At 61.2% G+C, this 24,349-nt stretch carries 18 protein-coding genes and 4 pseudogenes; 12 read left to right on the forward strand and 10 right to left on the reverse strand.

Annotated elements, in window-relative coordinates; translation table 11 throughout:
* Window positions 1-43: 43 nt before the first annotated feature.
* From treZ to glmS, 6 genes and pseudogenes are all read right to left on the reverse strand, one after another.
* Entirely contained in the window at window positions 44-1,828 is a 1,785-nt protein-coding gene (gene treZ, locus LDP01_RS07630) for a malto-oligosyltrehalose trehalohydrolase (RefSeq protein WP_224088287.1), read from the reverse strand.
* A 69-nt stretch (window positions 1,829-1,897) separates the two neighbouring features.
* The gene (treY, locus tag LDP01_RS07635) at window positions 1,898-4,207 is read right to left on the reverse strand and encodes a malto-oligosyltrehalose synthase (RefSeq protein ID WP_224088288.1); all 2,310 of its coding nucleotides are present in this window, start codon (window positions 4,205-4,207) and stop codon (window positions 1,898-1,900) included.
* Window positions 4,204-6,550, reverse strand: a pseudogene (glgX, locus tag LDP01_RS07640) (glycogen debranching protein GlgX). The gene treY and the pseudogene glgX overlap by 4 nt, the downstream one beginning before the upstream one ends.
* Window positions 6,551-6,620: 70 nt before the next feature.
* Window positions 6,621-8,192, reverse strand: a complete 1,572-nt coding sequence (locus LDP01_RS07645; protein ID WP_224088289.1) for an NAD(P)H-hydrate epimerase — start codon at window positions 8,190-8,192, stop codon at window positions 6,621-6,623.
* Between the two features lie 18 nt (window positions 8,193-8,210).
* On the reverse strand, window positions 8,211-8,558 hold the full coding sequence (locus tag LDP01_RS07650) for a holo-ACP synthase (protein ID WP_216925115.1): 348 nt from the start codon (window positions 8,556-8,558) through the stop codon (window positions 8,211-8,213).
* Between the two features lie 4 nt (window positions 8,559-8,562).
* Window positions 8,563-10,447: pseudogene (gene glmS / locus LDP01_RS07655) on the reverse strand (glutamine--fructose-6-phosphate transaminase (isomerizing)).
* A 144-nt stretch (window positions 10,448-10,591) separates the two neighbouring features.
* Here glmS and coaA point away from each other — a divergent pair.
* Together coaA and LDP01_RS07665 are read left to right on the forward strand one after the other, a co-directional pair.
* Window positions 10,592-11,559: pseudogene (gene coaA, locus LDP01_RS07660) on the forward strand (type I pantothenate kinase).
* Window position 11,560: 1 nt separating this feature from the next.
* Complete coding sequence (locus LDP01_RS07665) at window positions 11,561-12,403, forward strand: M15 family metallopeptidase (RefSeq protein ID WP_527249038.1); 843 nt, start codon at window positions 11,561-11,563, stop codon at window positions 12,401-12,403.
* A 104-nt stretch (window positions 12,404-12,507) separates the two neighbouring features.
* Here the strand turns inward: LDP01_RS07665 and glmM are convergent.
* The 3 genes and pseudogenes from glmM to rplM all read right to left on the reverse strand — a co-directional run bounded on the left by glmM (window position 12,508) and on the right by rplM (window position 15,040).
* Window positions 12,508-13,874, reverse strand: a pseudogene (glmM, locus tag LDP01_RS07670) (phosphoglucosamine mutase).
* Window positions 13,875-14,051: 177 nt separating this feature from the next.
* Window positions 14,052-14,558 carry a 30S ribosomal protein S9 gene (rpsI, locus tag LDP01_RS07675; protein WP_216925110.1) on the reverse strand — a complete coding sequence of 169 codons (507 nt, stop codon included), beginning with the start codon at window positions 14,556-14,558 and terminating at the stop codon, window positions 14,052-14,054.
* A 38-nt stretch (window positions 14,559-14,596) separates the two neighbouring features.
* The gene (rplM, locus tag LDP01_RS07680; protein ID WP_011775554.1) at window positions 14,597-15,040 is read right to left on the reverse strand and encodes a 50S ribosomal protein L13; all 444 of its coding nucleotides are present in this window, start codon (window positions 15,038-15,040) and stop codon (window positions 14,597-14,599) included.
* Window positions 15,041-15,327: 287 nt separating this feature from the next.
* Here rplM and LDP01_RS07685 point away from each other — a divergent pair, with 287 nt between their 5' ends.
* The 10 genes from LDP01_RS07685 to LDP01_RS23945 all read left to right on the forward strand — a co-directional run bounded on the left by LDP01_RS07685 (window position 15,328) and on the right by LDP01_RS23945 (window position 23,329).
* Window positions 15,328-15,972, forward strand: coding sequence for a prepilin peptidase (locus tag LDP01_RS07685; RefSeq protein WP_224088290.1), 645 nt, complete (start codon window positions 15,328-15,330; stop codon window positions 15,970-15,972).
* A 331-nt stretch (window positions 15,973-16,303) separates the two neighbouring features.
* Window positions 16,304-16,498, forward strand: coding sequence for a Flp family type IVb pilin (locus LDP01_RS07690; protein WP_224088291.1), 195 nt, complete (start codon window positions 16,304-16,306; stop codon window positions 16,496-16,498).
* A 113-nt stretch (window positions 16,499-16,611) separates the two neighbouring features.
* Entirely contained in the window at window positions 16,612-16,860 is a 249-nt protein-coding gene (locus LDP01_RS07695; RefSeq protein WP_224088293.1) for a TadE/TadG family type IV pilus assembly protein, read from the forward strand.
* Between the two features lie 147 nt (window positions 16,861-17,007).
* Complete coding sequence (locus tag LDP01_RS07700) at window positions 17,008-18,048, forward strand: pilus assembly protein TadG-related protein (RefSeq protein ID WP_224088295.1); 1,041 nt, start codon at window positions 17,008-17,010, stop codon at window positions 18,046-18,048.
* Window positions 18,049-18,101: 53 nt separating this feature from the next.
* Window positions 18,102-18,869: a Flp pilus assembly protein CpaB gene (locus LDP01_RS07705; protein ID WP_223933928.1), complete on the forward strand. Its 768-nt coding sequence runs from the start codon at window positions 18,102-18,104 to the stop codon at window positions 18,867-18,869.
* Entirely contained in the window at window positions 18,866-20,065 is a 1,200-nt protein-coding gene (locus LDP01_RS07710) for a CpaE/TadZ family protein (protein ID WP_224088297.1), read from the forward strand. The genes LDP01_RS07705 and LDP01_RS07710 overlap by 4 nt, the downstream gene beginning before the upstream one ends.
* On the forward strand, window positions 20,062-21,492 hold the full coding sequence (locus tag LDP01_RS07715) for a TadA family conjugal transfer-associated ATPase (protein WP_224088300.1): 1,431 nt from the start codon (window positions 20,062-20,064) through the stop codon (window positions 21,490-21,492). The genes LDP01_RS07710 and LDP01_RS07715 overlap by 4 nt, the downstream gene beginning before the upstream one ends.
* 2 nt (window positions 21,493-21,494) lie before the next feature.
* Window positions 21,495-22,436, forward strand: a complete 942-nt coding sequence (locus LDP01_RS07720; protein ID WP_224088301.1) for a type II secretion system F family protein — start codon at window positions 21,495-21,497, stop codon at window positions 22,434-22,436.
* A 12-nt stretch (window positions 22,437-22,448) separates the two neighbouring features.
* Entirely contained in the window at window positions 22,449-23,012 is a 564-nt protein-coding gene (locus LDP01_RS23940; protein ID WP_527249039.1) for a hypothetical protein, read from the forward strand.
* On the forward strand, window positions 23,012-23,329 hold the full coding sequence (locus LDP01_RS23945) for a type II secretion system F family protein (protein ID WP_527249040.1): 318 nt from the start codon (window positions 23,012-23,014) through the stop codon (window positions 23,327-23,329). Before LDP01_RS23940 ends, LDP01_RS23945 begins: the two co-directional genes overlap by 1 nt.
* Window positions 23,330-23,439: 110 nt before the next feature.
* Here the strand turns inward: LDP01_RS23945 and LDP01_RS07730 are convergent, their stop codons facing one another.
* On the reverse strand, window positions 23,440-24,330 hold the full coding sequence (locus LDP01_RS07730; RefSeq protein WP_224088302.1) for a tRNA pseudouridine synthase A: 891 nt from the start codon (window positions 24,328-24,330) through the stop codon (window positions 23,440-23,442).
* Window positions 24,331-24,349 lie beyond the last annotated feature (19 nt).

The following is a 24,349-nucleotide window of genomic DNA, read 5'->3' on the forward strand; positions in this document are numbered from 1 at the left end:
CACCGCGTTCGGGCTGTCCGCAATGTGGGCGCCGTCACCCTTTTCACTGCTCGCCTTGCTGGACGCGCACGACGGCGGCGCTCCCACCGGGCAGGGTCAGCGAACCGTCGTCGAGAGCTACTTCGGTGTCGGTTGCCAGCAGCAGGGACCCAGCCATAGGCGAATCCAACGGCTCGTCTCCAAAGTTGCACACCACGCGGATGGCACCACGGGTCAACTCCAGCCAGTGCTCGTCGTCGTCGAACTCCACCGTGGTCTCGCCGAAACCACCGTTCACAAGCTCCGGCGTATTGCGGCGCAGCTGTGCTAAATCCCGATACAGCCGCAGCAGGCGTGCGTGGTCCCCGATGCTTGGCTCGCTCCAGTCCAGCTTTGAACGCTTGAAAGTTTCGGGGTCCTGGGGGTCCGGCACAACGGCAGGGTCCCAGCCCATCCGTTCGAATTCCTTGATCCGGCCCTTCGCTGTGGCCTCCCCCAATTCCGGTTCGGGGTGGGAGGTGAAGAACTGCCACGGCGTGGAAGCCCCAAATTCCTCGCCCATGAAGAGCATGGGCGTGAAGGGCGATGTCATGGTCAGCACTGCGCCGATCGCCAACCGACCAAATGACAGTGATGCCGTGAGCCTGTCACCGGTGGCGCGGTTGCCGATTTGGTCGTGGTTCTGCAGGCAAACCACCAATGCGGAAGGATGCGCGAGGTCGTGCCGGATCGGCCGGCCGTGGTGGCGTCCCCGGAAACTTGAGTAACTGCCATCGTGGAGGAAGCCGTGCTCGAGGACCTTGGCGAGGACAGCGAGGGACTCGAAGTCGGCGTAGTATCCGGTGGTTTCACCGATAAGGTTCACGTGGAGGGCGTGGTGGAAGTCGTCGCTCCATTGGCCTTCCAAGCCATAACCGTTGTCCTTGCGGGGATAGATCAGGCGCGGATTGTTCAGGTCCGATTCCGCGATGAGCGTCCGCGGAATGCCGGACTCCGCCTCGATCTGGTCCCCCAGCGCGCCAAAGTCCTCAAGGATGTGCACGGCACGTTCGTCGCGCAGGGCGTGCACGGCGTCCAGCCTGAGCCCGTCTACGTGATAGTCACGGAGCCACATCGCCGCATTCTCCAGAATGTACCGGCGAACCTCATCAGAGCCCGGGCCATCGAGGTTTACCGAATCGCCCCAGGTGTTCCCCTCCCCCGATTTCAGGTAGGGGCCAAATTTGGGAAGGTAGTTGCCGCTGGGTCCAAGATGGTTATAGACAACGTCCTGGATGACCCCCAAGCCAGCGGCGTGGGCGGCGTCGACGAACCGTTGATAGGCCTCGGGGCCACCGTAGGGCTCGTGGATGGCGTACCAAAGCACGCCGTCGTAACCCCAGTTGTGAACTCCGTTGAATGCGTTGACCGGCAGCAGTTCGATGAAGTCGACGCCCAAGTCGACCAAATAGTCCAGTTTCCGGGCGGCAGCGTCAAGTGTGCCTTCGGGAGTGAACGTGCCCAGGTGGAGCTCGTAGATGACGGATCCCTTGAGGCTGCGCCCCTTCCACTCGCCATCCCCCCAGTGGTAAGCGGCAGGATCGAAGGTGGCCGACAGCCCATGCACCCCGTCCGGCTGTCGCCTTGAGCGTGGATCGGGAAAGGGTCCCTCGCCGTCCACGATGTAGCCGTACGCTACCGCGTCGCCTTCGTTGCCGGTGACCTCGGCGGACGCGCGCCACCAACCGGTAGCGCCGCCGTCGTGAATTTGTTCCATCGCGTGCTCGCTACCTCCGGCGAGCAGTTTCACTGACCCGGCGTTGGGCGCCCAGACGTCGTAGCGGTTTTTTCCAGCAGCGTGCTCCAGCATCGTGTCCCCTGTGCTTGTTTTAGCTTGCGTTGCAGTGGCGGTGTTGGTGGTGTTCGTGTTTTCAGCGGATCAGTCAGTGGGCACCAGCAGGGCCACCGGGTAATGCTCCAGCAGCGTAGCGACCGAGACCGAACCGGCGTCATAGATGGTCCCGGTCAGTTCGTCATGACAGTTCACCGGCAAGTCGATAACCGTGTCCCGCCAGCCGCCTTCGCGGGCGAGCCGCTTGGGCAGCCGCGTGCCAACGGTGACCACGCCGGGTGCGTCCGCCCCACGGTTGAAGGCAACTACGTGATCAGCGGCGGCGCCGCTCGCGTGCACGGGCTGGTAACCAGCAAACAGTTCCGGCCGGTCACGACGTAACCTGAGCGCCCTGGATACCACCAGCAGTTTGGCGGCTTCCTCTGTGAAAGCGGGCCGCGCACCAGTATCGAGTTCTGCGAGCGCCGCGATCCGGGCTTGAAAGTCTACTGGCCGCCGGTTGTCGGGGTCGGTCAATGAACCGTCCCGGAACTCTGTGCCCTGATAGACATCCGGAACGCCCGGCATGGTCAGTTGGATGAGCTTGGCCGAGAGTGAGTTCGACGTTCCAAAAGGTTCCAGTTCCTCGACGAAGTTCTCCAATGCGGCAGCGACCTCAGGGACGTCAAAAACGGCGTCGACGGCGGCAGCCAAGTGACGCTCGAAGTCCAGGTTGGGATCGGTCCAGTTGGTCGAATTTCCGGCTTCGCGGGCGGCCTTGAGCGCATACGATTGGAGGCGCCCACGGTCGGCGGGCCAAGCGCCCGCAATTGACTGCCAAACGAGGGCTGCCAGCGGACCGTCCGGGATGGGCGCCAGCTCCTGGACAGTGCCGAGGAAGAGTTCCCATTCGGGGACGGATTCGGAAATGACCGAAATCCTGGCCCGGGCGTCCTCGCTGCGCTTGGTGTCATGCGTGCTCAGCGTGGTCATGGAAAGCGGGATCTCTGCCTGACGCCGTGCCATGCGCTCATGGAACCCGTCAGGGGAAAGCGCAAATTCAGTGGGATCAGCTCCCACTTCGGTTAGCGTCCCCAAGCGTGTGTAGCGGAAGAACGCGGTGTCCTCCACGCCCTTCGCCATAACCATTCCTGAGGTCTGTTGGAAGCGACGTGCCAGTTCCCCGGTGGGATCAACCAGGAGCGGGCGCAACCCGTTCAGCACAGACAGGAGCCCGGGCCGGTGTTGCCCGGCGCGCTCTATGGCTTCTTCCAGAATCTCCTGGCCGTGCGGCAGGTAGGTCCTGTAGATGGGGAACCAACAAATAATCTCGGCCAGCGCATCGGCTACCTCGGCGCGCGGCAATTCCGGCGACTCGGGAACAAGCCGGGACAACCGGAGGATCTCGGACCTCAGGATGCCATCGGCGATGCGACGTTTGGTCCCGTGGATCATGTCCTCATAGTCAGCGGGCTGGGCTGCATCCCGCAGCCGGGCGTCGAGGGAATCCAGATATTCCTCTGCTGCGGGGTCGACGAACAGACGGTCTACGTCCGCCAGTGCGTCATACCCTGTGGTGCCTTCGCAATCAAAGGTTTCCGGCAGTTTCTCCCCCGGCTCAAGGATCTTCTCCACCAGGAGGTACGCCCCGCCTGTCTCCTTGCGAAGCCTCGCCAGATACCCTTCCGGATCGGCCAGCCCATCGGGGTGATCGATCCTGAGACCATCCACCAGCTCTTCCCGGAACCACCGCACGATTTCCTCGTGCGCCTCATCGAAGACCCACGGAACCTCGACGCGCACGCCTGCCAGCGTGTTCACTGCGAAGAAACGGCGGTAGTTCAGTTCAGCGTCCGCGCGGCGCCAGCCCACGAGTTCATAGTTCTGCCGCGCATGAACGTCCTGTGGGCTGTCTCCGGCACTGAAGCTGCCCTCGGCCAACGGGAAACGGTGATCGTAGTGCAGTTCGCCGTCCACCACCGTGAGTTGTTCAAGGTCGTCATCGCTGCCGAGCACGGGGATGCGGATCTTTCCGCCACCAAAGTCCCAGTCGACGTCGAACGCTTCTGCGTACTTGGACGAGCGCCCCTCTTTCAGGAGCTGCCACCACCAGGCATTCTGTCCTGGTGAGGCGACACCCATATGGTTGGGAACGATGTCCGCGAGGATGCCAAGTCCCTTCGAGCGGGCGGCCTTGGACAACGCAGCGAGGCCCTCGGTTCCGCCCCTGGCCGGATCCACGGAGGAAGGATCCGTGACGTCATAACCGTGGTCTGAACCCTCCTCCGCTGTGAGGATCGGGGATACGTAGACCCAATCAACCCCGAGGTTGTGCAGGTACCCGGTGAGTTCCGCAGCGTCCTGAAGCGTAAAGCTCCGGCGGATTTGCAGCCTGTACGTTGAAACGGGCGTCCTCATGAATCCGCCTTCTTCGACGTACGGCGCTTCCGGGTGGGTTTTGATTCCGCAGTGGCCGCATCTCCCCCATCGGAAGAGGTGCCCGCCTCTGAGGCATCCAGTGATCGAGCGTTCGCCGACGAATCTGTCGGCAGCGAGTTCACCGCAGGTGCCGTGAGCGACGCAGTTTCGGGGGTGCTTGTCTGGCTGAGCGCAGCAAGGGAGGCGGCCACTGAATGGTCCGGCTCGGACTCGGGTGTGCTGTGGGCACGAAGCACTACCAATGACTTGGCAGCGATCATCAGGATCTGGTCTGCCTTCACGACGTCTGAATCTGCGCCTTCACCGCCGGTGTCGATCATGACGTCCCAGGCAGGGGCATATTCGTCCGACGGCACCCTGAACCCAACCTCGTCCTCGTCCGCATTGAAGTACAGCAGGAAGTTGACGTCGGTGATCCGGCGACCTTGAGTGTCGCGTCCGTGGATTCCGTCACCGTTCAAGAACACGCCAACAGAACGGCCCAACGCGGTGTCCCAGTCCGAGGGCGTCATGGTGCTGGCATCGGCATCCAGCCATACGATGTCCGGAAGCCGCTCGCCCTCGCCTCGCAGCACGGGCCGTCCATCGAAGAACCTGCTTCGGCGAAGGCTCGGGTGTTTGGCCCTCAGGGCGCTAACAGCAGCCGTGAACTCCACCAACGGCTGGTCAACGTTATCCCAATTGATCCAAGTGAGCTCGGAGTCCTGACAGTAACCGTTGTTGTTACCCTGCTGCGTCCTTCCAAGTTCATCGCCGTGCAGGAGCATGGGGACGCCCTGTGACAGGAAAAGCGAGGCGATGAAGTTCCTCTGTTGTCGGGCCCTGAGGCCCAGAACCTTCGGATCGTCCGTGGGGCCCTCAACGCCACAGTTCCACGAACGGTTGTGCGATTCGCCGTCGTTGTTGCCCTCACCGTTGGCCTCGTTGTGTTTCTCGTTATACGACACGAGGTCGGCCAACGTGAAGCCGTCGTGGGCAGTGACGAAGTTGATCGAGGCCACGGGCCGGCGACCCGAGTGCTCGTAGAGGTCGGCGGAGCCTGTCAGACGCGAGGCGAATTCACCAAGGGTGGAGGGCTCTCCCCGCCAGAAGTCGCGGACAGTGTCCCGGTATTGGCCATTCCATTCCGTCCATTGGGGCGGGAAGTTTCCCACTTGGTATCCACCCGGACCAACATCCCACGGTTCGGCGATGAGCTTCACTTGGGACACAACAGGGTCCTGCTGGATGAGTTCGAAGAAGGTGGAAAGCTTGTCCACGTCATAGAATTCGCGGGCCAGCGTGGACGCGAGATCGAACCGGAACCCGTCCACGTGCATCTCCGTCACCCAGTAGCGGAGCGAGTCCATCAGCAGCTGGAGTGAATGGGGGCTCCGGACATTCAATGAGTTCCCGGTGCCTGTGTAGTCCATGTAGTACTTTTGGTCGTTCTCCACCAGGCGGTAGTACGCGGAGTTGTCGATGCCCTTGAAGGACAACGTGGGCCCCAGATGGTTGCCCTCGGCCGTGTGGTTGTAAACGACGTCCAAAATGACTTCGATCCCGGCGTTGTGCAGGGAACGCACCATGGCCTTGAAGTCCTGGACCTGCTGGCCTGTATCGCCCTTGGAGCTGTAACTGTTGTGCGGGGCGAAGAAGCCGATGGTGTTGTAGCCCCAGTAGTTGTTCAGGGCCCTTATCCTGCAGGATGCCATCGTTGACGAACTGGTGCACGGGCATGAGCTCGATCGCAGTAATACCCAGCTTTTGAAGGTGGGAAATGACTGCGGGGTGGGCTACACCTGCGTAGGTTCCGCGCTGTTCCTCGGGAACTTCCGGGTGCAGCTGGGTAAGTCCCTTGACGTGGGCCTCGTAGATGACCGACTTGTGGTACGGAATCTTCAGGAGTTTGTCGCCGTCCCAGTCGAAGAAGGGGTTGATGACCACGCCCAGCATCATGTGCGGTGCGGAGTCAGCGTCATTCCGGGAGTCCGGGTCCCCCATGTTGTAGGAGAACAGGGCCGGGTCCCAATCGATCTGACGATGGATGGCCTTGGCGTACGGGTCCAGCAACAGCTTGTTGGGGTTGAACCGTTGGCCGGCGTCGGGGTCGTAGGGTCCGTGCACCCGATAGCCATATTTCTGTCCGGGTTGGACTTGCGGCAGGTAGCAGTGCCACACGTAGCCGTCTACCTCGGTGACATCTACGCGGACTTCCCCGCCGTCGTCGTCGAAGAGGCACAGCTCCACTTTCTCGGCCTTCTCGCTGAACAGCGCGAAGTTGGTGCCGGTCCCGTCAAAGGTGGCTCCAAGCGGATAGGCCGATCCAGGCCAGACTTCCATGCGTTCTCCTCTGGGTGATGCGGATAACTTGCTGCAAGCCTACTCATGACCCCCGACACGGACAGTAACCTTACGGTCTTGTAGGGTCGTATTCCGCAGTCAGCGAACCTACGACGCGCGGTACAGCCGCCATGATCGCTGACGCTGTAAGGGGGCCACCATCAAAATCGTTCGACGCGATCGAGCCAGCGCGGCCGTGAACGCTGGCGGCGACCGCCGCCACAGCAGCCCAGCGGTCGTCCAGTTTCAAGCCCAGGGCTGCGTACGCGCCGTCGTCGTCCCTGACAGAGTCCACAGATTGCGCCAGCAAGGCTCCCAGGATGCCTGCAAGGACATCGCCGCTGCCTGCAGTCGCCATCCAGGCAGTGCCCTCGGACTGGCTGAAAACAACGCCCGACGGCGAGGCCACCAGTGTGGTGGCACCCTTCAGCAGGACTGTGGCACCGGTTTGCGCGGCTGCTTGCCGTACGAAGTGCAGCGGCCGGGACTCGACGTCCTCACGGGTCACGGCAACCTCGCCGGTGGACGGAAGGGCTGCAAGGAGCGTCGCCAGCTCCCCGGCGTGCGGGGTGAGGATCCAATGGGCGGGACAATGCTCGGGCAGGATACTCAAGGCTCCGGCGTCGACGACGACTGGCAATTCAGCGTCAAGCGCCAACCCTGCGGCATCCTTGGCACGTCCGAGTTGGTCCTCCCCGTCGACGCCGGGACCAAGCAACCACGCCTGGACCCTGCCGGGATCCCCGGTCTCCCACAGGGCCTCCGGAGTCCGGGTCAAAACCTGGCGTGCCGCAGATTCCGGTCCTACATAGCGGACCATGCCTGCGCCAGCCACGGCTGCCGCATGGACGGTTAGTACAGCCGCCCCGGCAAAACGAGGCGAGCCAGCGACAACGCCCAACACGCCACGGGAGTATTTATGGGAGCGGCGGCCCGGCTTGGCGAGCAAAGACTTCAGGTCCGGGGCCTCAAGCCGACGCAACTCAGGGGTATCCAGGGAGTCTTCGATCCCAATCGGTACCAGCACCGCGCGCCCCGCACAGCCTTCGCCGGGGTCCGTCATCAGCCCGGCCTTGATGCCACCGAAAGTCACTGTGACATCGGCATCCAGCACCGGCCAGTGGACTTCGCCCGTATTGGCATCCAAACCGCTGGGGAGGTCGCACGCCACCACGCAACGCGGCTTCAGCTCCTGAAGGGAAGCAACCAACTCAGCCGAAGCATCACGCAATCCGCCGCGCGCGCCGGTGCCCAGGAGGGCGTCGATAATGACATCGTCGCCAGCGCACAGGACAGCAAGTTCTTCGGCGTTTCCGGAATCCAATCGCAGCACGCGGCCACCTGCCGACTGAAAAGCCGCCAGAGCCTCGGTATGGACTTCCGCTGAGGCGAGTACCGCCGTCGTCCGCATGCCGCGGCGGGCAAGCATGGAAGCCGCGAAGAGTCCGTCACCGCCGTTGTTGCCCTTGCCTGCCAGGACCGTGACGCTGGCACCGGTCAGCTTGCGCCTGGCCTTGACCACGCGCACCACTTCCTGCGCCAAGCCGTAGGCGGCCCGTTGCATGAGAACAGCGCCCTCACCGGAGTCCAGGAGCGGTTGTTCCGCATCCCTGATCTGTTGTCCGGTGAAGGCGCTGATCATCGTTATATAAAGGTCCGTTTAGCCCTCGGCGAGGACATACGCCGTAGCGATGCCGCCATCGTGGCTCATGGACAGGTGCCAGCGCTTGACGCCCTTGGCATCGGACACGGCCAATACCGTTCCTTTGACCTGGACGGTAGGACCATTCTGGTCAAGACCAATCCAGCAGTCCTGCCAGTTCATGCCAGCGGGAGCACCCAGGACCTTGGCTACTGCTTCCTTGGCAGCGAAACGCGCAGCGAGTGACCTGGTGTTGAGTTCACGCTCCGCAGGAACGAAAAGTCTGTCCCGCAGTCCGGGGGTCCGCTCCAGTTGCCGGGCGAACCGCTCGATGTCTACGACGTCTACTCCAATGCCAACAATCATGCGGTTATTCTACGGTCACGCTCTTGGCGAGGTTACGCGGCTGATCGACGTCGTAACCCTTTGCCCCGGCCAGTTCAGCAGCGAAGATCTGCAGTGGCACGGTGGTGAGCAGCGGCATGAGCAACGTGGGCGTCTCCGGGACGTAGAAGACGTGCTCTGCGTAATCCTTGACCGACTCGTCGCCTTCCTCAGCAATGACCAGGGTGCGTGCACCACGTGCGCGGACTTCCTGGATGTTGCTGACAACCTTGGAGTGCAGGGAGTCACGACCACGCGGGGACGGGACAACCACGAAAACCGGCTGGCCGTCGTCAATCAGGGCGATCGGTCCGTGCTTGAGTTCCCCGGCAGCGAAGCCCTCAGCATGGATGTAGGCGATTTCCTTGAGCTTCAAGGCGCCTTCCAGCGCAACCGGGAAGCCAACGTGGCGGCCCAGGAACAAGACGGACTTTTCGTCCTTCATGCTGCGGGCCAGTTCACGCAAGGGGCCTGCGTTGTCCAGGATCTTCTGAATCTTGGCCGGGATCTTGTTCAGGTCAGCGAGGACGTCCTTGATCTGGCCGGAGAAGATGTTTCCACGCAGCTGGGCCAGGTAAAGACCAAGCAAGTAAGCGGCAGTGATCTGGGCGAGGAACGCCTTGGTGGATGCCACAGCGATCTCCGGACCAGCGTGGGTGTAGAGCACGGCGTCGGATTCGCGCGGGATGGTGGAACCGTTGGTGTTGCAGATGGAGATCGTCTTAGCGCCCTGTTCGCGGGCGTAGCGGACGGCCATGAGCGTGTCCATGGTCTCGCCGGACTGGCTGATGGAAACCACCAGGGTGTTGGCGTCCACGATCGGGTCGCGGTAACGGAACTCGTGTGCGAGCTCCACTTCCGTGGGGATGCGGCACCAGTTTTCAATGGCGTACTTGGCCACCAGGCCAGCGTAGGCTGCGGTTCCGCATGCCAGAACGATGATCTTGTCAACCTGCTTGAGGAGCTCAGGATCGATGCGGACTTCGTCCAGCGTCAGCTTTCCGTTGAGGTCCGAGCGTCCCAGGAGAGTCTGGGCCACAGCATCGGGCTGGTCGTGGATTTCCTTCTCCATGAAGGAGCTGAAGCCACCCTTTTCGGCAGAAGCCGGGTCCCAGTCAACGTGGTATTCCTTGCCTTCGGCGGGAGCACCGAAGAAGTCGGTGATCTCCACGGAGTCCGCGGTGATGGTGACGATCTGGTCCTGGCCGAGTTCCACGGCGCGGCGCGTGTAGTCGATGAAGCCGGAGACGTCCGAGCCGAGGAAGTTCTCGCCGTCGCCAAGGCCGACCACGAGCGGGGAGTTACGACGGGCGGCCACGACGACGTCGGGCTGGTCCGCGTGGACGGCGAGGAGGGTGAAGGCACCCTCGAGACGCTGGCAGGCCAGGCGCATCGCCTTGGTGAGGTCGCCGCCGTTGCCATTGAGTTCGTTGCGGAAGATGTTGCCAACCAGGGCGGCAGCCACTTCGGTGTCGGTTTCGGACTCGAACGTGACGCCCTTGCCCAGCAACTCCTGCTTGAGCTCTGCGAAGTTTTCGATGATGCCGTTGTGAATCAGCGCCAGACGCCCCCCGTCGGAAAGGTGGGGGTGTGCGTTGCGGTCGGTGGGGGCCGCCATGCGTGGCCCAACGGGTGTGGCCAATGCCGGTCAGGGATTCAGGAACCGGGTTTGCTTCCAGTTCACTGATCAGGTTGCTCAACTTGCCGGACTTTTTACGGGACGAGATGGTTCCATCAGCCACCACTGCGACGCCGGCGGAGTCATAGCCGCGGTACTCAAGACGACGCAGCCCCTCCACGACGACGTCAAGGGCGCTGTGACCAGCTGCCTTACGAGACGAATTGCCAACATAGCCTACGATTCCACACATGGGTATAAGCCTAACGGCTAGGTCAAACAACTGATGTGGGACGTCCCCCCTTCCGCTCTTGTCTCTGACGCGTTAATCACTCAGAATTCACCCTCACGTCGTCCCGCATTTCCTGATCCGCCGGGCTAAGGGCAGAATCAGAACGTGACTTTGCAACGCACCGAAGCAAACGGCGACGGCGCTTCCCCCTTTGTTGAGCTGGACCGCCAAACGTGGTCCCGGCTGGCAGCACAGATGGAGCAGCCCCTCAACGAAGAGGACATTTTCCGCCTGCGGGGCCTCGGCGATCCCCTGGATATGAAGGAAGTGCGGGAGGTGTACCTCCCCCTTTCGCGGCTTCTGCACCTCTACGTCGAAGCTTCACATCAGCTTCACGCGGCGACAACAACGTTCTTGGGCGAGCAAACACAGCGCACCCCGTTCGTGATCGGCGTGGCCGGTTCCGTTGCTGTTGGAAAGTCCACCATCGCCCGCGTGCTTCGTGAAATGCTGCGGCGCTGGCCGGGAACACCGAACGTGGAACTCATCACCACGGACGGCTTCCTCTACCCGTTGGCCGAATTGAAGCGCCGCCATTTGCTGGAACGTAAAGGTTTCCCGGAGTCCTACGACCGCCGGGCGCTGTTGCGTTTTGTGTCGGAAATCAAAGGTGGAGCCGAGGAAGTCCGGGCACCGTGGTACTCCCACGTCACCTACGACATCGTCCCGGGCAAGGAAGTCGTAGTGCGCCGGCCTGATGTGCTGATCGTGGAAGGCCTCAACGTTCTGGCCCCTGCCAGGGCCCCCGCATGGATGGCAAGCAGGGGCTTGCGCTGAGCGACTTCTTTGACTTCTCCATCTACGTTGACGCCAAGACCTCCTACATCGAGGAGTGGTACGTCGACCGGTTCCGAAAGCTCCGCAGTACAGCCTTCGCGCAGCCGGAGTCCTACTTCCACCGCTACGCCACGCTGTCCGACGAAGATGCCGAGTCAACAGCCCGTGGCATCTGGAAGCGCATCAACGAGCCGAACCTCGAAGAGAACGTTCTCCCCACCCGTGGCCGCGCCCAGCTGGTACTTACCAAGGACGCAGACCATTCCATCCGTCGCATGCTTTTGCGGAAGGTCTAGCGTGGACACCCAACCCCGGCCGATGCCCAGCCGGAGGGCATTCGCGGGTTTGCTCACCGCCGGCGCAGGCCTGGCCGCCCTGACGGCCTGCACTCCGGATGGCCCCTCCCCGTCCCCTGCCGGGGCTTCGGCGACGCCGTCCGGCGCTGGCTCGAGCCCCACGCCAACTCAAGTCACTGCCGTTACGCCCGCTGCCGCTGCCGAGCCTTCCAGCGCACCGCCCTCACAAGCCGCCGCCAAGCAGTTCTCGCTGACCGATCCAGCGAGCCCATGGGTGGTGGTCAACAAGCACAGGCCGTTGAACCCTCAAAACTATGTGCCGGCGGATTTAGTTCAGCCGAACATCCGGCTCGCCGTCACTGGCGAAGCCACACTGATGAACAGCACGACGGCGGCTGCCGCAGAGAAGATGTTCGGCGCAGCGGCGGCCGAAGGCGTCATCATGGCATTGGCGTCCGGCTACCGTTCCTATTCCACCCAGGTCACCACTTACAACGGCTACGTCACCAACAGTGGCCAGATTGGAGCCGACCGGGCCTCTGCACGCCCGGGTCATTCGGAACACCAAACGGGCTGGTCCTTTGACATAGCCGACGGCGGGGGCGCCTGCAGTTTCCAGCCCTGCTTCGCCGAGCAGCCCGCGGCTATTTGGGCCAAAGCCAACGCGCATCAATTCGGTTTCATCGTCCGCTATCCATGGATGTTCCACGAAACAACCGGATACTTTTACGAGTCCTGGCACCTGCGCTACATCGGCGTAGAAGCAGCGACGGAGATGAACACCCGAGGCATTGCAACACTTGAGGAGTACTTCGGGTTGGAAGCAGCGCCGGACTACCTGTAGCGCAGGTCCTTATAAAGCCGGTCCGTTTAAACCAGTACGGCCCGCTCCCTGGTAATCCGGTCAAACCGGTAATGCAGGAAAGCGGGCCGAAGCTGTTTGGGTTCTTAGACAGCCAGTTCGCTGGGAGCGCTCAGGCGTTCTTTGACCACGGCAGCCAGGCTGTTGCAAATCCGCTCGGCCGTTTCCATGTCCGCTGCTTCCACCATGACGCGGACCAGGGCCTCGGTCCCGGACGGGCGGAGCAGCACACGGCCGGTTTCACCCAGTTCGAGTTCAGCAGCGGCTACTGCTGCAGCCACGCCTTCGTCTGTGGCGGCACGGGGCCCTTGTCCACGCCCTTGACGTTGATCATGAGCTGCGGGAGCTTGGTCATCGCCGTTGCGAGTTCCTTCAAGCTACGGCCCGTGAGTGCCACCTGCGCAGCGAGCTGCAGCCCGGTGAGTACGCCATCGCCGGTGGTTGCGTAGTCGGAGAAGATCACGTGGCCGGACTGTTCGCCGCCCAGGTTGTAGCCGCCGTCGCGCATTTCCTCCAGCACGTAACGGTCGCCAACAGCGGTTTCGCGGATGGTGATGCCGGCATTGCGGAGGGCAATCTTGAGTCCGAGGTTGCTCATGACCGTGGCAACCAGGATGCTGTCCTTGAGCTTGCCCGCTTCATTGAGTGCCAGCGCCAGGATCGCCATGATCTGGTCGCCATCTACTTCGTTGCCTTCGTGGTCTACAGCGAGGCAGCGGTCGGCGTCGCCGTCGTGGGCAATGCCAAGGTTCGCGCCGTGCTTGACCACCGCTTCCTTCAACGGACCCAGATGGGTGGAGCCCACGCCGTCGTTGATGTTCAGGCCGTCCGGCTCGGCGCCAATGACGACGACATCCGCGCCGGCGTCCTTGAACACCTGCGGCGAACAACCACTCGCCGCGCCGTGGGCGCAGTCCAGGACAACCTTCAGGCCCTCGAGGCGCTTGGGGAGGGTGCCGAGCAGGTGGACAATGTAGCGGTCCTCAGCGTCGGAGAAGCGCTGGATGCGTCCGACGTCGCCGCCCACGGGTCGCTGGGGCTCTTTGCCCAGCTGTGCTTCGATGGCGTCCTCGACGTCGTCGGGCAGCTTCTGGCCGCCTCGGGCGAAGAACTTGATCCCGTTATCAGGGGCCGGGTTATGGGAGGCCGAGAGCATCACGCCGAAATCGGCGTCGAGGTCTGCCACCAGATAGGCCGCAGCCGGGGTGGGCAGCACCCCGGCGTCATAGACGTCGATGCCGGAGCTGGAGAGCCCCGCTTCGACGGCGGCGGCAAGGAACTCGCCACTCGCTCTGGGGTCCCGGGCGACTACGGCGCGTGGCCGCTTGCCATCGGTTGTGCGGTCATGGCCGAGTACGACGGCGGCGGCCTGGGCCAGCTGCATAGCCAGCTCGGCGGTGAGCAATCCGTTCGCGAGACCGCGCACGCCATCTGTTCCAAATAATCTAGACATCGGCTCAAGTTTAGACGACGACGGGACACCACCCGTCCAGCAGCGTGTCGGAAGGTCATGTGCGCAGGTCACATCCGCCTCTCAGCTTGCATCTTCGAACTGCTTGAAGTGCAACTTCTTAAACGGCGAAAGCCCGCCCCGCCGAAACGGCGGAACGGGCCTTCGAGTAAGCGCAGATTAACGCTTGGAGTACTGCTGAGCCTTGCGTGCCTTCTTGAGACCAGCCTTCTTACGCTCGATGACGCGGGCGTCACGGCGCAGGTAACCGGCCTTCTTGAGGGTGGCGCGGTTGTTGTCGACGTCGATCTCGTTCAGCGAGCGGGCCACACCGAGGCGCAGTGCACCGGCCTGGCCGGAGATGCCACCGCCGTGGATGCGGGCGATGACGTCGTAGGCGCCTTCAAGATCAAGGATCTTGAAGGGCTCGTTGACGTCCTGCTGGTGCAGCTTGTTCGGGAAGTAGTTCTCCAGCGTGCGGCCGTTGATGATCCACTTGCCGGAACCCGGGATGACGCGAACGCGTGCAACGGCTTCCTTGCGGCGGCCAACAGCGGCACCGGCAACGGTCAGTGCCGGGCGCTCCTTCTTGGGCGCATCTTCAACAGATGTGCTTTCAGAGGTGTAGCTGGTGAGGGTTTCCTCAGCCTCGACGGCTTCGGCGGTCAGTTCTTCGTTCTGAGCCACGGTTCTCCTTGTAATGAAAAGTTGTTTGGTGGCCAGGACTACTGGGCGACCTGGGTGATTTCGAAAGTCTTCGGCTGCTGTGCAGCGTGCGGGTGCTCGGGGCCTGCGTAGACCTTGAGCTTGCCCAGCTGCTGAGCGGCGAGGGAGTTCTTGGGGAGCATGCCCTTGATGGCCTTCTCAACAGCGCGAACCGGGTTGGATTCCAGCAGCTCGGCGTAGTTGACGGAGGTCAGGCCGCCCGGGTAGCCGGAGTGGCGGTATGCGCGCTTCTGCTCCAGCTTGGCGCCGGTGAGGGCAACCTTTTCAGCGTTGATGATGATGACGAAGTCGCCCATGTCCATGTGGGACGCAAAGGTCGGCTTGTGCTTTCCGCGCAGCAGTGTTGCGGTCTGGCTGGCAAGACGACCAAGGACAACGTCGGTGGCGTCAATGACGTGCCACTGGCGGTTGATATCGCCGGGCTTCGGGGTGTACGTACGCACGGTTTTGCCTCGTTCTTGTTCTGGCGTTCATGTTTTAGGCGACACGCAGTGAGGCGTGTACCTACTATGTATGCGTTACCGGAGCAGAGGTGAGGGCTCTATAGACCAGTCATCCCAGAATCTCGATATGCCTCTTGAGTTAGCGACCCTGCAACTGGATCCCCGAGAAGGCATGTGTCATCGAGATAGGACACGCACAACGACTATAAACAATACCTTCAACGGGCCGTCCGGGTCAAAATGGGGTATCCGCCCCTCGGGGTCGCATGCGCTTTGAGGGAGAGTACATGACCAACGGTCCCGTTTTCCTGATCCTGCTTGCCATCGCCGGCTTGCTGTTGAGCCCGGCCGTCGAGTTTGTGATCTCCCGCGGCCTTCCGCGCCTGGGCGGACTCCCCTCCCCTGCCGTCCGGATCACGACGGCGGCAATCACCGCGCTGCTCTTTGCGCTGCTGGGGTGGCGCTTTGGTTTTACTCCGGAATTGCCGGCGTTCCTTTTATTGGCACTTGTTGGGGTGCAGCTTTCGAGAATTGATTTCACCCTCCATTTGCTGCCAAACCCCCTCGTTTTGTTCCTGCTGGGGGGCGGTTTTGTTCTCCTTGCCACGTCCGCGGCACTGGATCCCGCCTGGCCCGAGCTGCTCCGAGCACTCGCCGGAGGCCTCATACTCTTCGTTTGCTACCTGATTCTGGGACTTATTTCGCCGAGAAGCCTCGGAATGGGCGATGTGAAGCTCGCAGCACCCGTCGGACTGTACTTGGGGTACTTGGGTTGGAAGCAAGTACTCTACGGCGGACTACTGGGATTCGTGGTGGGCGGGGTGCTCACGGTGCTGATGTTGCGCCTGAATCACAAGGAAAAGACAGTGGAAACGGCGCACGGGCCGGCGATGGTTATCGCGGCACTTGGCGTGACCCTCCTACTTCAGTAGTCCTGGTTCTCCCGGGTTTCCGCGGGCCCTGCATGGGCTCAAAAATATAAGGCTGCTGTCGATTCCAAGTAGTCGCTTGCCTTTTTTGACCTCTCAACTGAGTACTCCCCTGCCCTTCTACGGGTGACCGCGTCATATGCGTTGCAGGAATTCGAGTACGACTACGCATTGTTCAGCAGCGCGTCCAGGGTGAATTCTTATCTCATCGAATTCCGAACCGCTAAAGGCAACATGGGGGTAGTTCGGGAATCGAAAGCAAATTCCGATAATTTGCTGGACCTATATCCATAATTTACCAAACCCAAAAAATTCATCTGGGAAGGATTTTCCAATGTCTGCTCTTATGTTCACCATCACTTCGTACATCGCCGGCGTCAAGTCTCGCCTCACCTCCGAGGAGAAGGGCGCGACGATGGTTGAATACGGCCTCATGGTCGCCCTGATCGCGGTAGTGGTTGCAGTGGCGGTCGGTCCCCTGGGACTGGCTATCCAAGGCTTGTTCGGCGGCGTCACCGCATCGCTCTGACAACAGTTGAAGTGGCCGGTGGCCGTGGCATAAACACAGTCACAGCCGCCGGCCACTCCTCTTAAGCGCTATTACCGCAAACCCCACTGGGGATCCGGGTCTGGGAGACAGTCGTGAAATCGAAAAAGAATGAGCGCGGAGCAGTAGCCGTGGAAATGGCAATCCTGTTGCCGCTGCTGCTGCTGATCTTAATCGGGATTATGGAATTCGGGCGGGTGCTCAACGTCCAAGTGTCCCTCACGCAAGCAGCGCGGGAGGGCGCCCGTTATGCAGCCGTTCACTACCAGGATGGTGGTCTGAACGTATCCGGTACGGCTTTGGCTGCAGCACCGTCCCTTGACGGCCCTGGGAGTTTCAGTTAGCGATAACGCGTCAAGCTGCGCCCCCGGCTCCAACGTCACAGTGACAACGAGTGTCTCCCTGACTTCCATGTCCGGCTTCCTTGATGCCGGATTCTTTGGCGGTCCTGGCATTTTCCCGCTGAACATGACTGGAGTAGGAGTGATGAGATGCGGCGGCTGAATTTTCTTCGACCGGGTTTAGTCCAAGAGGACGCCAAAGAAACCAAGGAGCGCGGCGCTGCCACGGTCATCGTCGCCGGTCTCATGGTGGTCCTTCTGGGCTTCGCCGCGATCGCCGTTGATGTCGGAGCCCTTTATGCGGAAAAGGCGCAACTTCAAAATGGAGCTGATGCCGCCGCCCTGGCTATTGCAACTGACTGCGCCGGCGGCAGTTGTGGTAACAGCACCTCAACCGGAAACCAGTTCGCCAATAGCAACGCTAATGACAACTCCAGCGGTGCCGTCGTCACTTTTCCGGCCGCTACAACAGTTCGGGTAGTGACAAATGCCCGGGATGCAGGCTCGGGCGCTAACAGCTTCTCGCTGTTCTTCGCCCAAGCCTTTGGAGTGCAGACCGCGGCTGTGAATGCTACTGCGGAAGCGTCCTGGGGTGCACCCTCAAGTGCAACCACACTCCCTTGGACTGTCAGTGAGTGCGTCTTCAAGAAGTACCTCTCGCCAACACAACTTGCCTCGCTCAATTCCACAGGCACATTTACCGGCGATCCAATACCCACCCACGTCACGCTTCGTTACGACACGAACGCTCCTGCGGTTGGTGGCTGCGTGGCACAAAATGGCTACCAACCCGGCGGTTTTGGCTGGCTTGAGACCACCTCGGGCTGTTCGACCGATATAAGCATTAGCGCTGTAGTTCAGGGCCAACCTGGCAACCACTTCCCTAACGCAGCAACCTGCGATTCAGTGCTTGCCCACATCATGGACGAGCCTGCGCTCATACCACTCTTCAAAACGGCTGCGCAGAACGGCAACAAAACAAAGTACACCCTCATCGGTTTTGCAGCCTTCCAGGTGACTGGATACAAGTTCGATGGCGGCCAGCAGTTGGATCCCGCAGCACCCAGCTGCACAGGCAATTGCCGGGCTCTCCAAGGCTATTTCACCCGCTTCGTGTCACTCGAAGAGGGTTCGCAAATGTCGGGGGGCATTCCCAACTATGGAGCGTCAGTTGTAACGCTCACCGAATAGGCGCCCTTGGGCGTCTGCTATCAACCTCATGAGAACTCGAAGGGAGTTACAAAGTGAAAACACGCCTACTGGGAGGCATTGCAGCACTGCTATTAGCAGTCATTGGCACCGTCTTGCTGGTCACCTATGTTCAGGGGGCCGACAAGCGGGCGCAGCAAGGGCTTGATCCCGTCAGCGTACTTGTGGTGAAGGAACGTATTCCGGCCGGCACCAAAGTCGAAGAAATTCAATCGAAGGTCAAGGCGGAGACGCTGCCGCAATCCGCGGTTGCACCAGGCACCATCAACGCCCTTACCGATCAAAAGGGCAAGGTCACTTCAGCGGAGCTTCAGCCCGGCGAACAATTGCTGGGAGTGAAACTGGTTGATCCCAAGGATCTGGCTCCGGGAACGGTGCCCGTGCCGGAGGGTTTGCAGGAATCAACCTTTGTCCTCGCTCCCGAGCGCATACTCGGCGGTCGGATCGAAGCCGGCGACACCGTCACGGTGTTTGCCTCATTCAAGTTGGACGACGCGGTTCCTGCCGGCGCCAACCTCCCAGCCGGTCTGACGGGCTGGAAAAACTTCACTGAGCTGCTTTACCACGATGTTCTCGTCACTGCTGTCCAACAAGCGGCCCCTGACGCGGAAAAATCCGCCGGGGCAGACAAGGGAGTAGCCCTCCCGAACGGTTCAGCCTACGTGACGGTGGCCCTGAGTGATGCCAACGCCGCCAAAATGGTTTTCGGTGCAGAGTTCGGGACGTTGTGGCTCTCCAAGCAGACGGACAAAACCGCAAAGAGCGATCCACCGACGACAACCTTCGGAGGGCTGGTCCAATGAGCCGCTTTGTAGCCATCACTGCAGTTCGTGATTTTGAAGGCCGTGTGCGCCAGGCCATCGCCGGGGCACTCCATGGGGACCTGCAAACGCTCGCCCCCGACGTACTCCGGGGTGGGACGGATGACGTCTTCAAGGAACTCACAGGGGCGCCACCGGAGGTGTTGATTCTGGGACCGGGCGTGAGTCCGGACGACGCTTTGAAGCTGGCCACGGTCTTCGACCTCCAGTATCCGGAAATCAGCCTGTTGCTGGTGGCCGAACCCAGCCCCGAAATCGTTCTTCGTGCCATGCATTCGGGCATCCGGGACGTTGTTACACCGGAAATTGAGGTTAACGAGCTGCGGATACTCCTGGAACGAGCCTGCCTGGCCTCCGCCAGCCGGCGTCGTGGAATGCAGCCAGCTGCTGAATCCGGTCAGGACAGAGGCCGCGTCATTGCCGTCATGTCCCCGAAAGGCGGAGTCGGCAAGACAACGGTTGCAACAAATTTGGCGGTCGGTCTTGGAGCCCTGGCGCCTATGAGCGTGGTCATTGTTGATCTTGACCTGCAATTCGGCGACGTCGCCTCTGGACTGCTGCTGGAACCAGAACACTCGATTACCGAGGCTGTTCATGGTGCGGCTGCCCAGGACTCGATGGTGCTCAAGGCATTCCTCACCGTCCACCCGGCGGGAATCTATGCACTTTGTGCACCGCAGAAGCCATCGGAGTCGGATTACATCACAGCTGACCACGTCACAAGGCTCCTCAACCAGCTGGCCACGGAATTCAAGTACGTGGTGGTCGACACAGCACCGGGACTTGGCGAACACTGCCTGGCGACTCTTGAGCTTGCCACGGACGGGGTCTGGGTCTGCGGCATGGACGTCCCCAGCATTCGTGGGCTCCGGAAGTGTTTCAGCGTACTGAGGGAACTTCAGCTCTTGCCACAGGGCAGGCACACAGTGCTGAACTTCGCGGATAGAAAGAGCGGCATCTCGGTACAGGACGTTGAGGCGACCATCGGTGTCCCTATTGATACCGTCATCCCCCGTTCCCGGAACCTGCCGTTCTCCACGAACCGGGGTGTCCCAGTGCTCCAAGGCACCACTCGGGATTCAGCCACGAAGGGGCTCAAAAAGCTTGTTGAGCGATTCGATCCCCGCCTGGAAACAGTTACTCCGAGCAAGCTGCACCGGAGGGTGGTGGTGTCATGAAACTGTCAGAAAGGCTCACGAGGAACAACCCGCTTGCCGCCGTCGAAATCAAGGAAGCCGAGCCTGCAGGACAGGCCGCCAGCGTAGCGCCAACAGCGAATTCTCCGATGTTGGGAGGGGCTCCGTCTGCACCGGTGGTCGATGCCCTTTCAGGCCTTAAGCAAAGGGCCGCTTCGGCACTCTTCGAGCGAATGGGCTCAAGGCTTGGGGACGCCTCCTCGTCGGAGGAAGAGCTTCGGTCCTTCGCCGTGGACGAACTTTCAGCTGTCATTGATGACGAGCAAGTGCCACTTTCACCCGAGGAGCGCCGCCGGCTGATCCGCGAGATTTCGGATGAGGTCATGGGCTTCGGTCCCCTGCAGCGTCTCTTGGAGGATCCCTCGGTTACGGAGGTGATGGTCAACCGCTTTGACCAGATTTACGTTGAGCGTCACGGTCACCTGGCATTGACTGACCTGCAATTCAGCTCGGACGCGCACCTCAGGAAAGTCATCGAACGGATCGTGTCCAAGGTCGGACGACGGATAGACGAGTCTTCCCCGCTTGTTGATGCGCGCCTCGAGGACGGCTCCCGCGTCAATGCGATTATCCCGCCGCTTGCTGTCAACGGACCCTCGCTGACCATCAGGAAATTCAGCCACGTTCCACTCACCGTCCGTAACCTGATCGAGTGGGAATCCATCAGCCACGAAATGGCGGAGCTACTGAGTGCCTGTGTGTTGGCCCGGCTCAATGTCATCGTCTCTGGGGGCACCGGAACAGGGAAGACGACTCTCCTGAACGTCTTGTCTTCCTTCATCCCGGAGTCCGACCGCATCGTCACTATTGAGGACGCGGTGGAGCTTCAATTGCAACAGCGCCACGTGGTCAGGTTGGAGAGCCGCCCGCCCAATATCGAAGGCAAGGGCGCCATAACCATTCGGGATCTGGTCCGCAACTCCCTCCGCATGCGGCCCGACCGGATCATCGTGGGCGAGGTTCGTGGCGGAGAGTCGCTGGACATGTTGCAGGCGATGAACACCGGCCACGATGGCTCATTGTCCACCGTCCATGCAAACTCGCCGCGGGATGCGATCGCGCGCCTTGAGACGCTCGTCTTGATGGCTGGTATGGACTTGCCGCTCAGGGCCATCCGCGAGCAGGTGTCCTCTGCCGTGGACGTGATCGTCCAAGTGACACGATTGCGGGATGGCAGCCGCCGCGTCACGCACGTGACCGAAGTGCAGGGTATGGAGGGCGACGTCGTCACGCTGCAGGACGCTTTCCTCTTTGACTATTCTGCTGGCTTGGATGCCCAAGGGCGTTTCCTCGGGAGGGCTCTGCCAACGGGTATCCGGCCAAGGTTCCTGGACCGTTTTGCAGAACTCGGTATCACGGTATCGCCATCCGTGTTTGGCGTCGCTCCCGTAACTGCGGGGAGGCGATAGCCATGGATACGCCGGCGCTTTTTGTTACAGCCATCGGCCTTTGCTTCGTTGCCCTCATGGTGCTCGTCATCGTCGTCCTGAAGCCACGCAACGGAAGCATTCCCTTGGAACGCCGGCGCCTGGGCACAGCGCCTGACGATTCCGCAGTGGGCCGCGTTTCACAGTCTGCAGTCCAATTTATGGACACTGCACTGGGCCGCTCCGGTGGACCGTTTAATCGCGACGTCTTATATAACGCAGGAGTCAAGCAAGCACCTGCCGACTTCACCGTTATGGTTGTCGTCGGCACGGTGGTCGTGGGCGTCATCGGCAGCTTCCTCATCAATGTGTTTATCGGTATCTTGCTGGCACTGGCCACGCCATTCGTTGCGAAACTGCTGCTGGTGTTCAAGACCGAAAAACGCCGCGGGAAATTTGAGTCGCAGCTAACGGATACCATCCAGATGTTGATTGGTGGCCTCCGCGTCGGCCACAGCATCATGCGGTCATTCGAAGCAGCTGCACAGGAAGCACAAGCACCCACCTCGGAAGAATTGGGCCGGATCGTCAATGAAGTGAGGATCGGCAAGGACGCCCGCCAAGCCATCGAAGACTGCGCGGACCGCATGGACAGCGAGGACTTCCGCTGGATTGGCCAGGCCATACAAATCAATCGCGAAGTGGGCGGTGACTTGGCAGAGGTACTGGAGCAAGTCGCCGGCACCATCCGGGAGCGCAGCGAAGTCAAGGGACACGTGCGTGCCCTCAGTGCCGAAGGCAAGATGTCGGCCGTCATTCTCATGGCGCTCCCGGTGGCAGTCGGACTGTTCGTGACAGCCATCAACCCGGGCTACATGAGGGTCTTCGTTCAACATCCCATAGGAATTGCCCTGATGGTTGCCAGCGCGATCCTGTTCACCGTCGGTGGCTTCTGGATGAGCCGCACCGTAAAGATTAAGTTCTAGGAGGCTGTGCCCATGACTCCCATGGCTTGGCTGATCATCGCTGTGATCGTCCTCCCCATTGCCTATTTCGCGTGGTCGTTAGCCACCATTGACCGCAAGTCCGTGGTGGCAATTCAGACAAATCTTGGTTCCGGATTCGCCCAGGGCACTGGCGTGAATATCCACCGCCCCCCGATTTTGTTAGGGCTGGCCCGGAAACTCACCCCTGGCAGTTACGAAGCCAAGCTTGATCAATGGCTGGCGCTTGCCGGACGCCCCAAGTCGATGCCCCTGACCAAACTCATCGCCATCAAACCAGCTCTCGCCCTTGCGGGCGCTGTAGGCGGAGTCCTGCTGGTCGCCAGCAACCCGAGCCCCACAATGATCGGCCTTGGGTTGTTCCTGACAATCCTGTTGTACTTCCTTCCGGATCTCTTGATCTACAACACCGGGATCAAGCGCCAAGAGGCCATACAGCTGGAATTCCCGAACACGTTGGACCAAATGCTCATCTCCGTTGAGGCAGGACTCGGTTTCGAAGCGGCAATGGAACGGGGCCCTCCTCTTATGGCACGGGACCTTTGGCCCTGGAATTGATGCGAACACTCCAAGACATCCAAGTGGGCCGTCCACGGCAGGAAGCCTATGAGGCCATGGCCGAACGATCCACTGTCCCTGACGTCCGCAGCTTTGTCCTCGCAGTGATCCAAGCTGACAAATATGGCATCGGCATCGCCAACGTCCTCCGTGCACAAGCCAAGCAAGCCCGGGTCAAGCGTCGTCAGAAAGCAGAAGAAAAAGCGATGAAGTTGCCCGTCAAGGTGCTTTTCCCGCTGATGTTCTGCATATTTCCGGTGCTTTTCATAGTCCTTCTGGGTCCCGCTGTCATCAAGATCATCCAGATGTTCACCTGATCTTGGCCTTCGGGAAATAGACCGGCCGTTCACGGATCCCAGACCGCGGACGGCCACAACGGCCCCCTTCCGGTACCCAGAGCCGGGAGGGGGTCCTCCAACGTCCGGACTTACTCGCGCCGGGCCCTCGTCAGCTCGGCCCGTGCCAGCAGCTCGCCGTCCGATGGGTACGCAACTTCCTCCAACACCAAGGGGTGGGGTGCAGCCAACACGGACTTGGCATCACGCTTACGTTCCAGAAGACGTTCATGCAGCCAGCCCGGTCGCTCCAGGCCTTCGCCCACGCGCAGGGCCGAGCCCACCAAGGACCTGACCATGTTGTGGCAGAACGCATCGGCCTGAACGGTAGCGACAATGACCCCGTCGCTCCCCCGTTCGAACTCAAACTTCTGTAGCTCGCGGATGGTTGTGGCGCCCTCGCGGGGCTTGCAGTAGGAGCGGAAGTCCTGGAGCCCCAGCAACCGGGAAGCGCCGTCGTTCAAGAGAGAAATGTTCAGCGGCGCCTTGTGCCACAGCGTAATTCCTCGAAGCACGGGATCCCAGCGCTCGGCACCATCAGCAATGCGGTAACTATAACGACGCCACAACGCAGAGAACCGGGCGTCGAAACCTTCCGGCGCCAGACCGGCGTCGTGCACTTCTATGGCACCGGTAAGATCGCCGAGGACGCGGCTGAGGGCGCCGCGAAGTCGCCGCAAAAGCGCGACGGCGGGGTCCAGCTCGTGTCCACGCGGAAGTCCCAGCCACTCGGCTTCAGTCAGATCGAGATGGACGACCTGGCCGCGGGCGTGGACACCGGCGTCGGTGCGGCCGGCAACCGTGACCCGCACGGGACGGCGCACGAGGAGCGCCAAAGCTTCCTCAAGTGATCCCTGAACCGTGAGCAGACCGGGCTGAAGGGCCCAGCCGTTGAATGGTCCACCGTCGTAGGAAAGATCCATCCGGACACGCAAAAACCCGCCGCCCTCCAAAGCGGGGGCAGCGGGTTTTCGTTCGTTCATAGACTTAAGTCTACTAAGA

The sequence above is a fragment of the Arthrobacter sp. StoSoilB13 genome (genome assembly GCF_019977255.1).
Lineage (GTDB): Bacteria > Actinomycetota > Actinomycetes > Actinomycetales > Micrococcaceae > Arthrobacter.

Coding starts and splice junctions, on each gene's coding strand:
- LDP01_RS07650 (WP_216925115.1), bottom strand. CDS start 8,558: ATGATTGTTGGCATTGGAGTAGACGTCGTAGACATCGAGCGGTTCGCC.
- LDP01_RS07710 (WP_224088297.1), top strand. CDS start 18,866: ATGAGCCGCTTTGTAGCCATCACTGCAGTTCGTGATTTTGAAGGCCGT.
- LDP01_RS07685 (WP_224088290.1), top strand. CDS start 15,328: ATGACCAACGGTCCCGTTTTCCTGATCCTGCTTGCCATCGCCGGCTTG.
- LDP01_RS07645 (WP_224088289.1), bottom strand. CDS start 8,192: ATGATCAGCGCCTTCACCGGACAACAGATCAGGGATGCGGAACAACCG.
- LDP01_RS07690 (WP_224088291.1), top strand. CDS start 16,304: ATGTCTGCTCTTATGTTCACCATCACTTCGTACATCGCCGGCGTCAAG.
- LDP01_RS07700 (WP_224088295.1), top strand. CDS start 17,008: ATGCGGCGGCTGAATTTTCTTCGACCGGGTTTAGTCCAAGAGGACGCC.
- LDP01_RS07720 (WP_224088301.1), top strand. CDS start 21,495: ATGGATACGCCGGCGCTTTTTGTTACAGCCATCGGCCTTTGCTTCGTT.
- treY (WP_224088288.1), bottom strand. CDS start 4,207: ATGAGGACGCCCGTTTCAACGTACAGGCTGCAAATCCGCCGGAGCTTT.
- LDP01_RS23945 (WP_527249040.1), top strand. CDS start 23,012: ATGCGAACACTCCAAGACATCCAAGTGGGCCGTCCACGGCAGGAAGCC.
- LDP01_RS07715 (WP_224088300.1), top strand. CDS start 20,062: ATGAAACTGTCAGAAAGGCTCACGAGGAACAACCCGCTTGCCGCCGTC.
- LDP01_RS07730 (WP_224088302.1), bottom strand. CDS start 24,330: ATGAACGAACGAAAACCCGCTGCCCCCGCTTTGGAGGGCGGCGGGTTT.
- treZ (WP_224088287.1), bottom strand. CDS start 1,828: ATGCTGGAGCACGCTGCTGGAAAAAACCGCTACGACGTCTGGGCGCCC.
- LDP01_RS23940 (WP_527249039.1), top strand. CDS start 22,449: ATGACTCCCATGGCTTGGCTGATCATCGCTGTGATCGTCCTCCCCATT.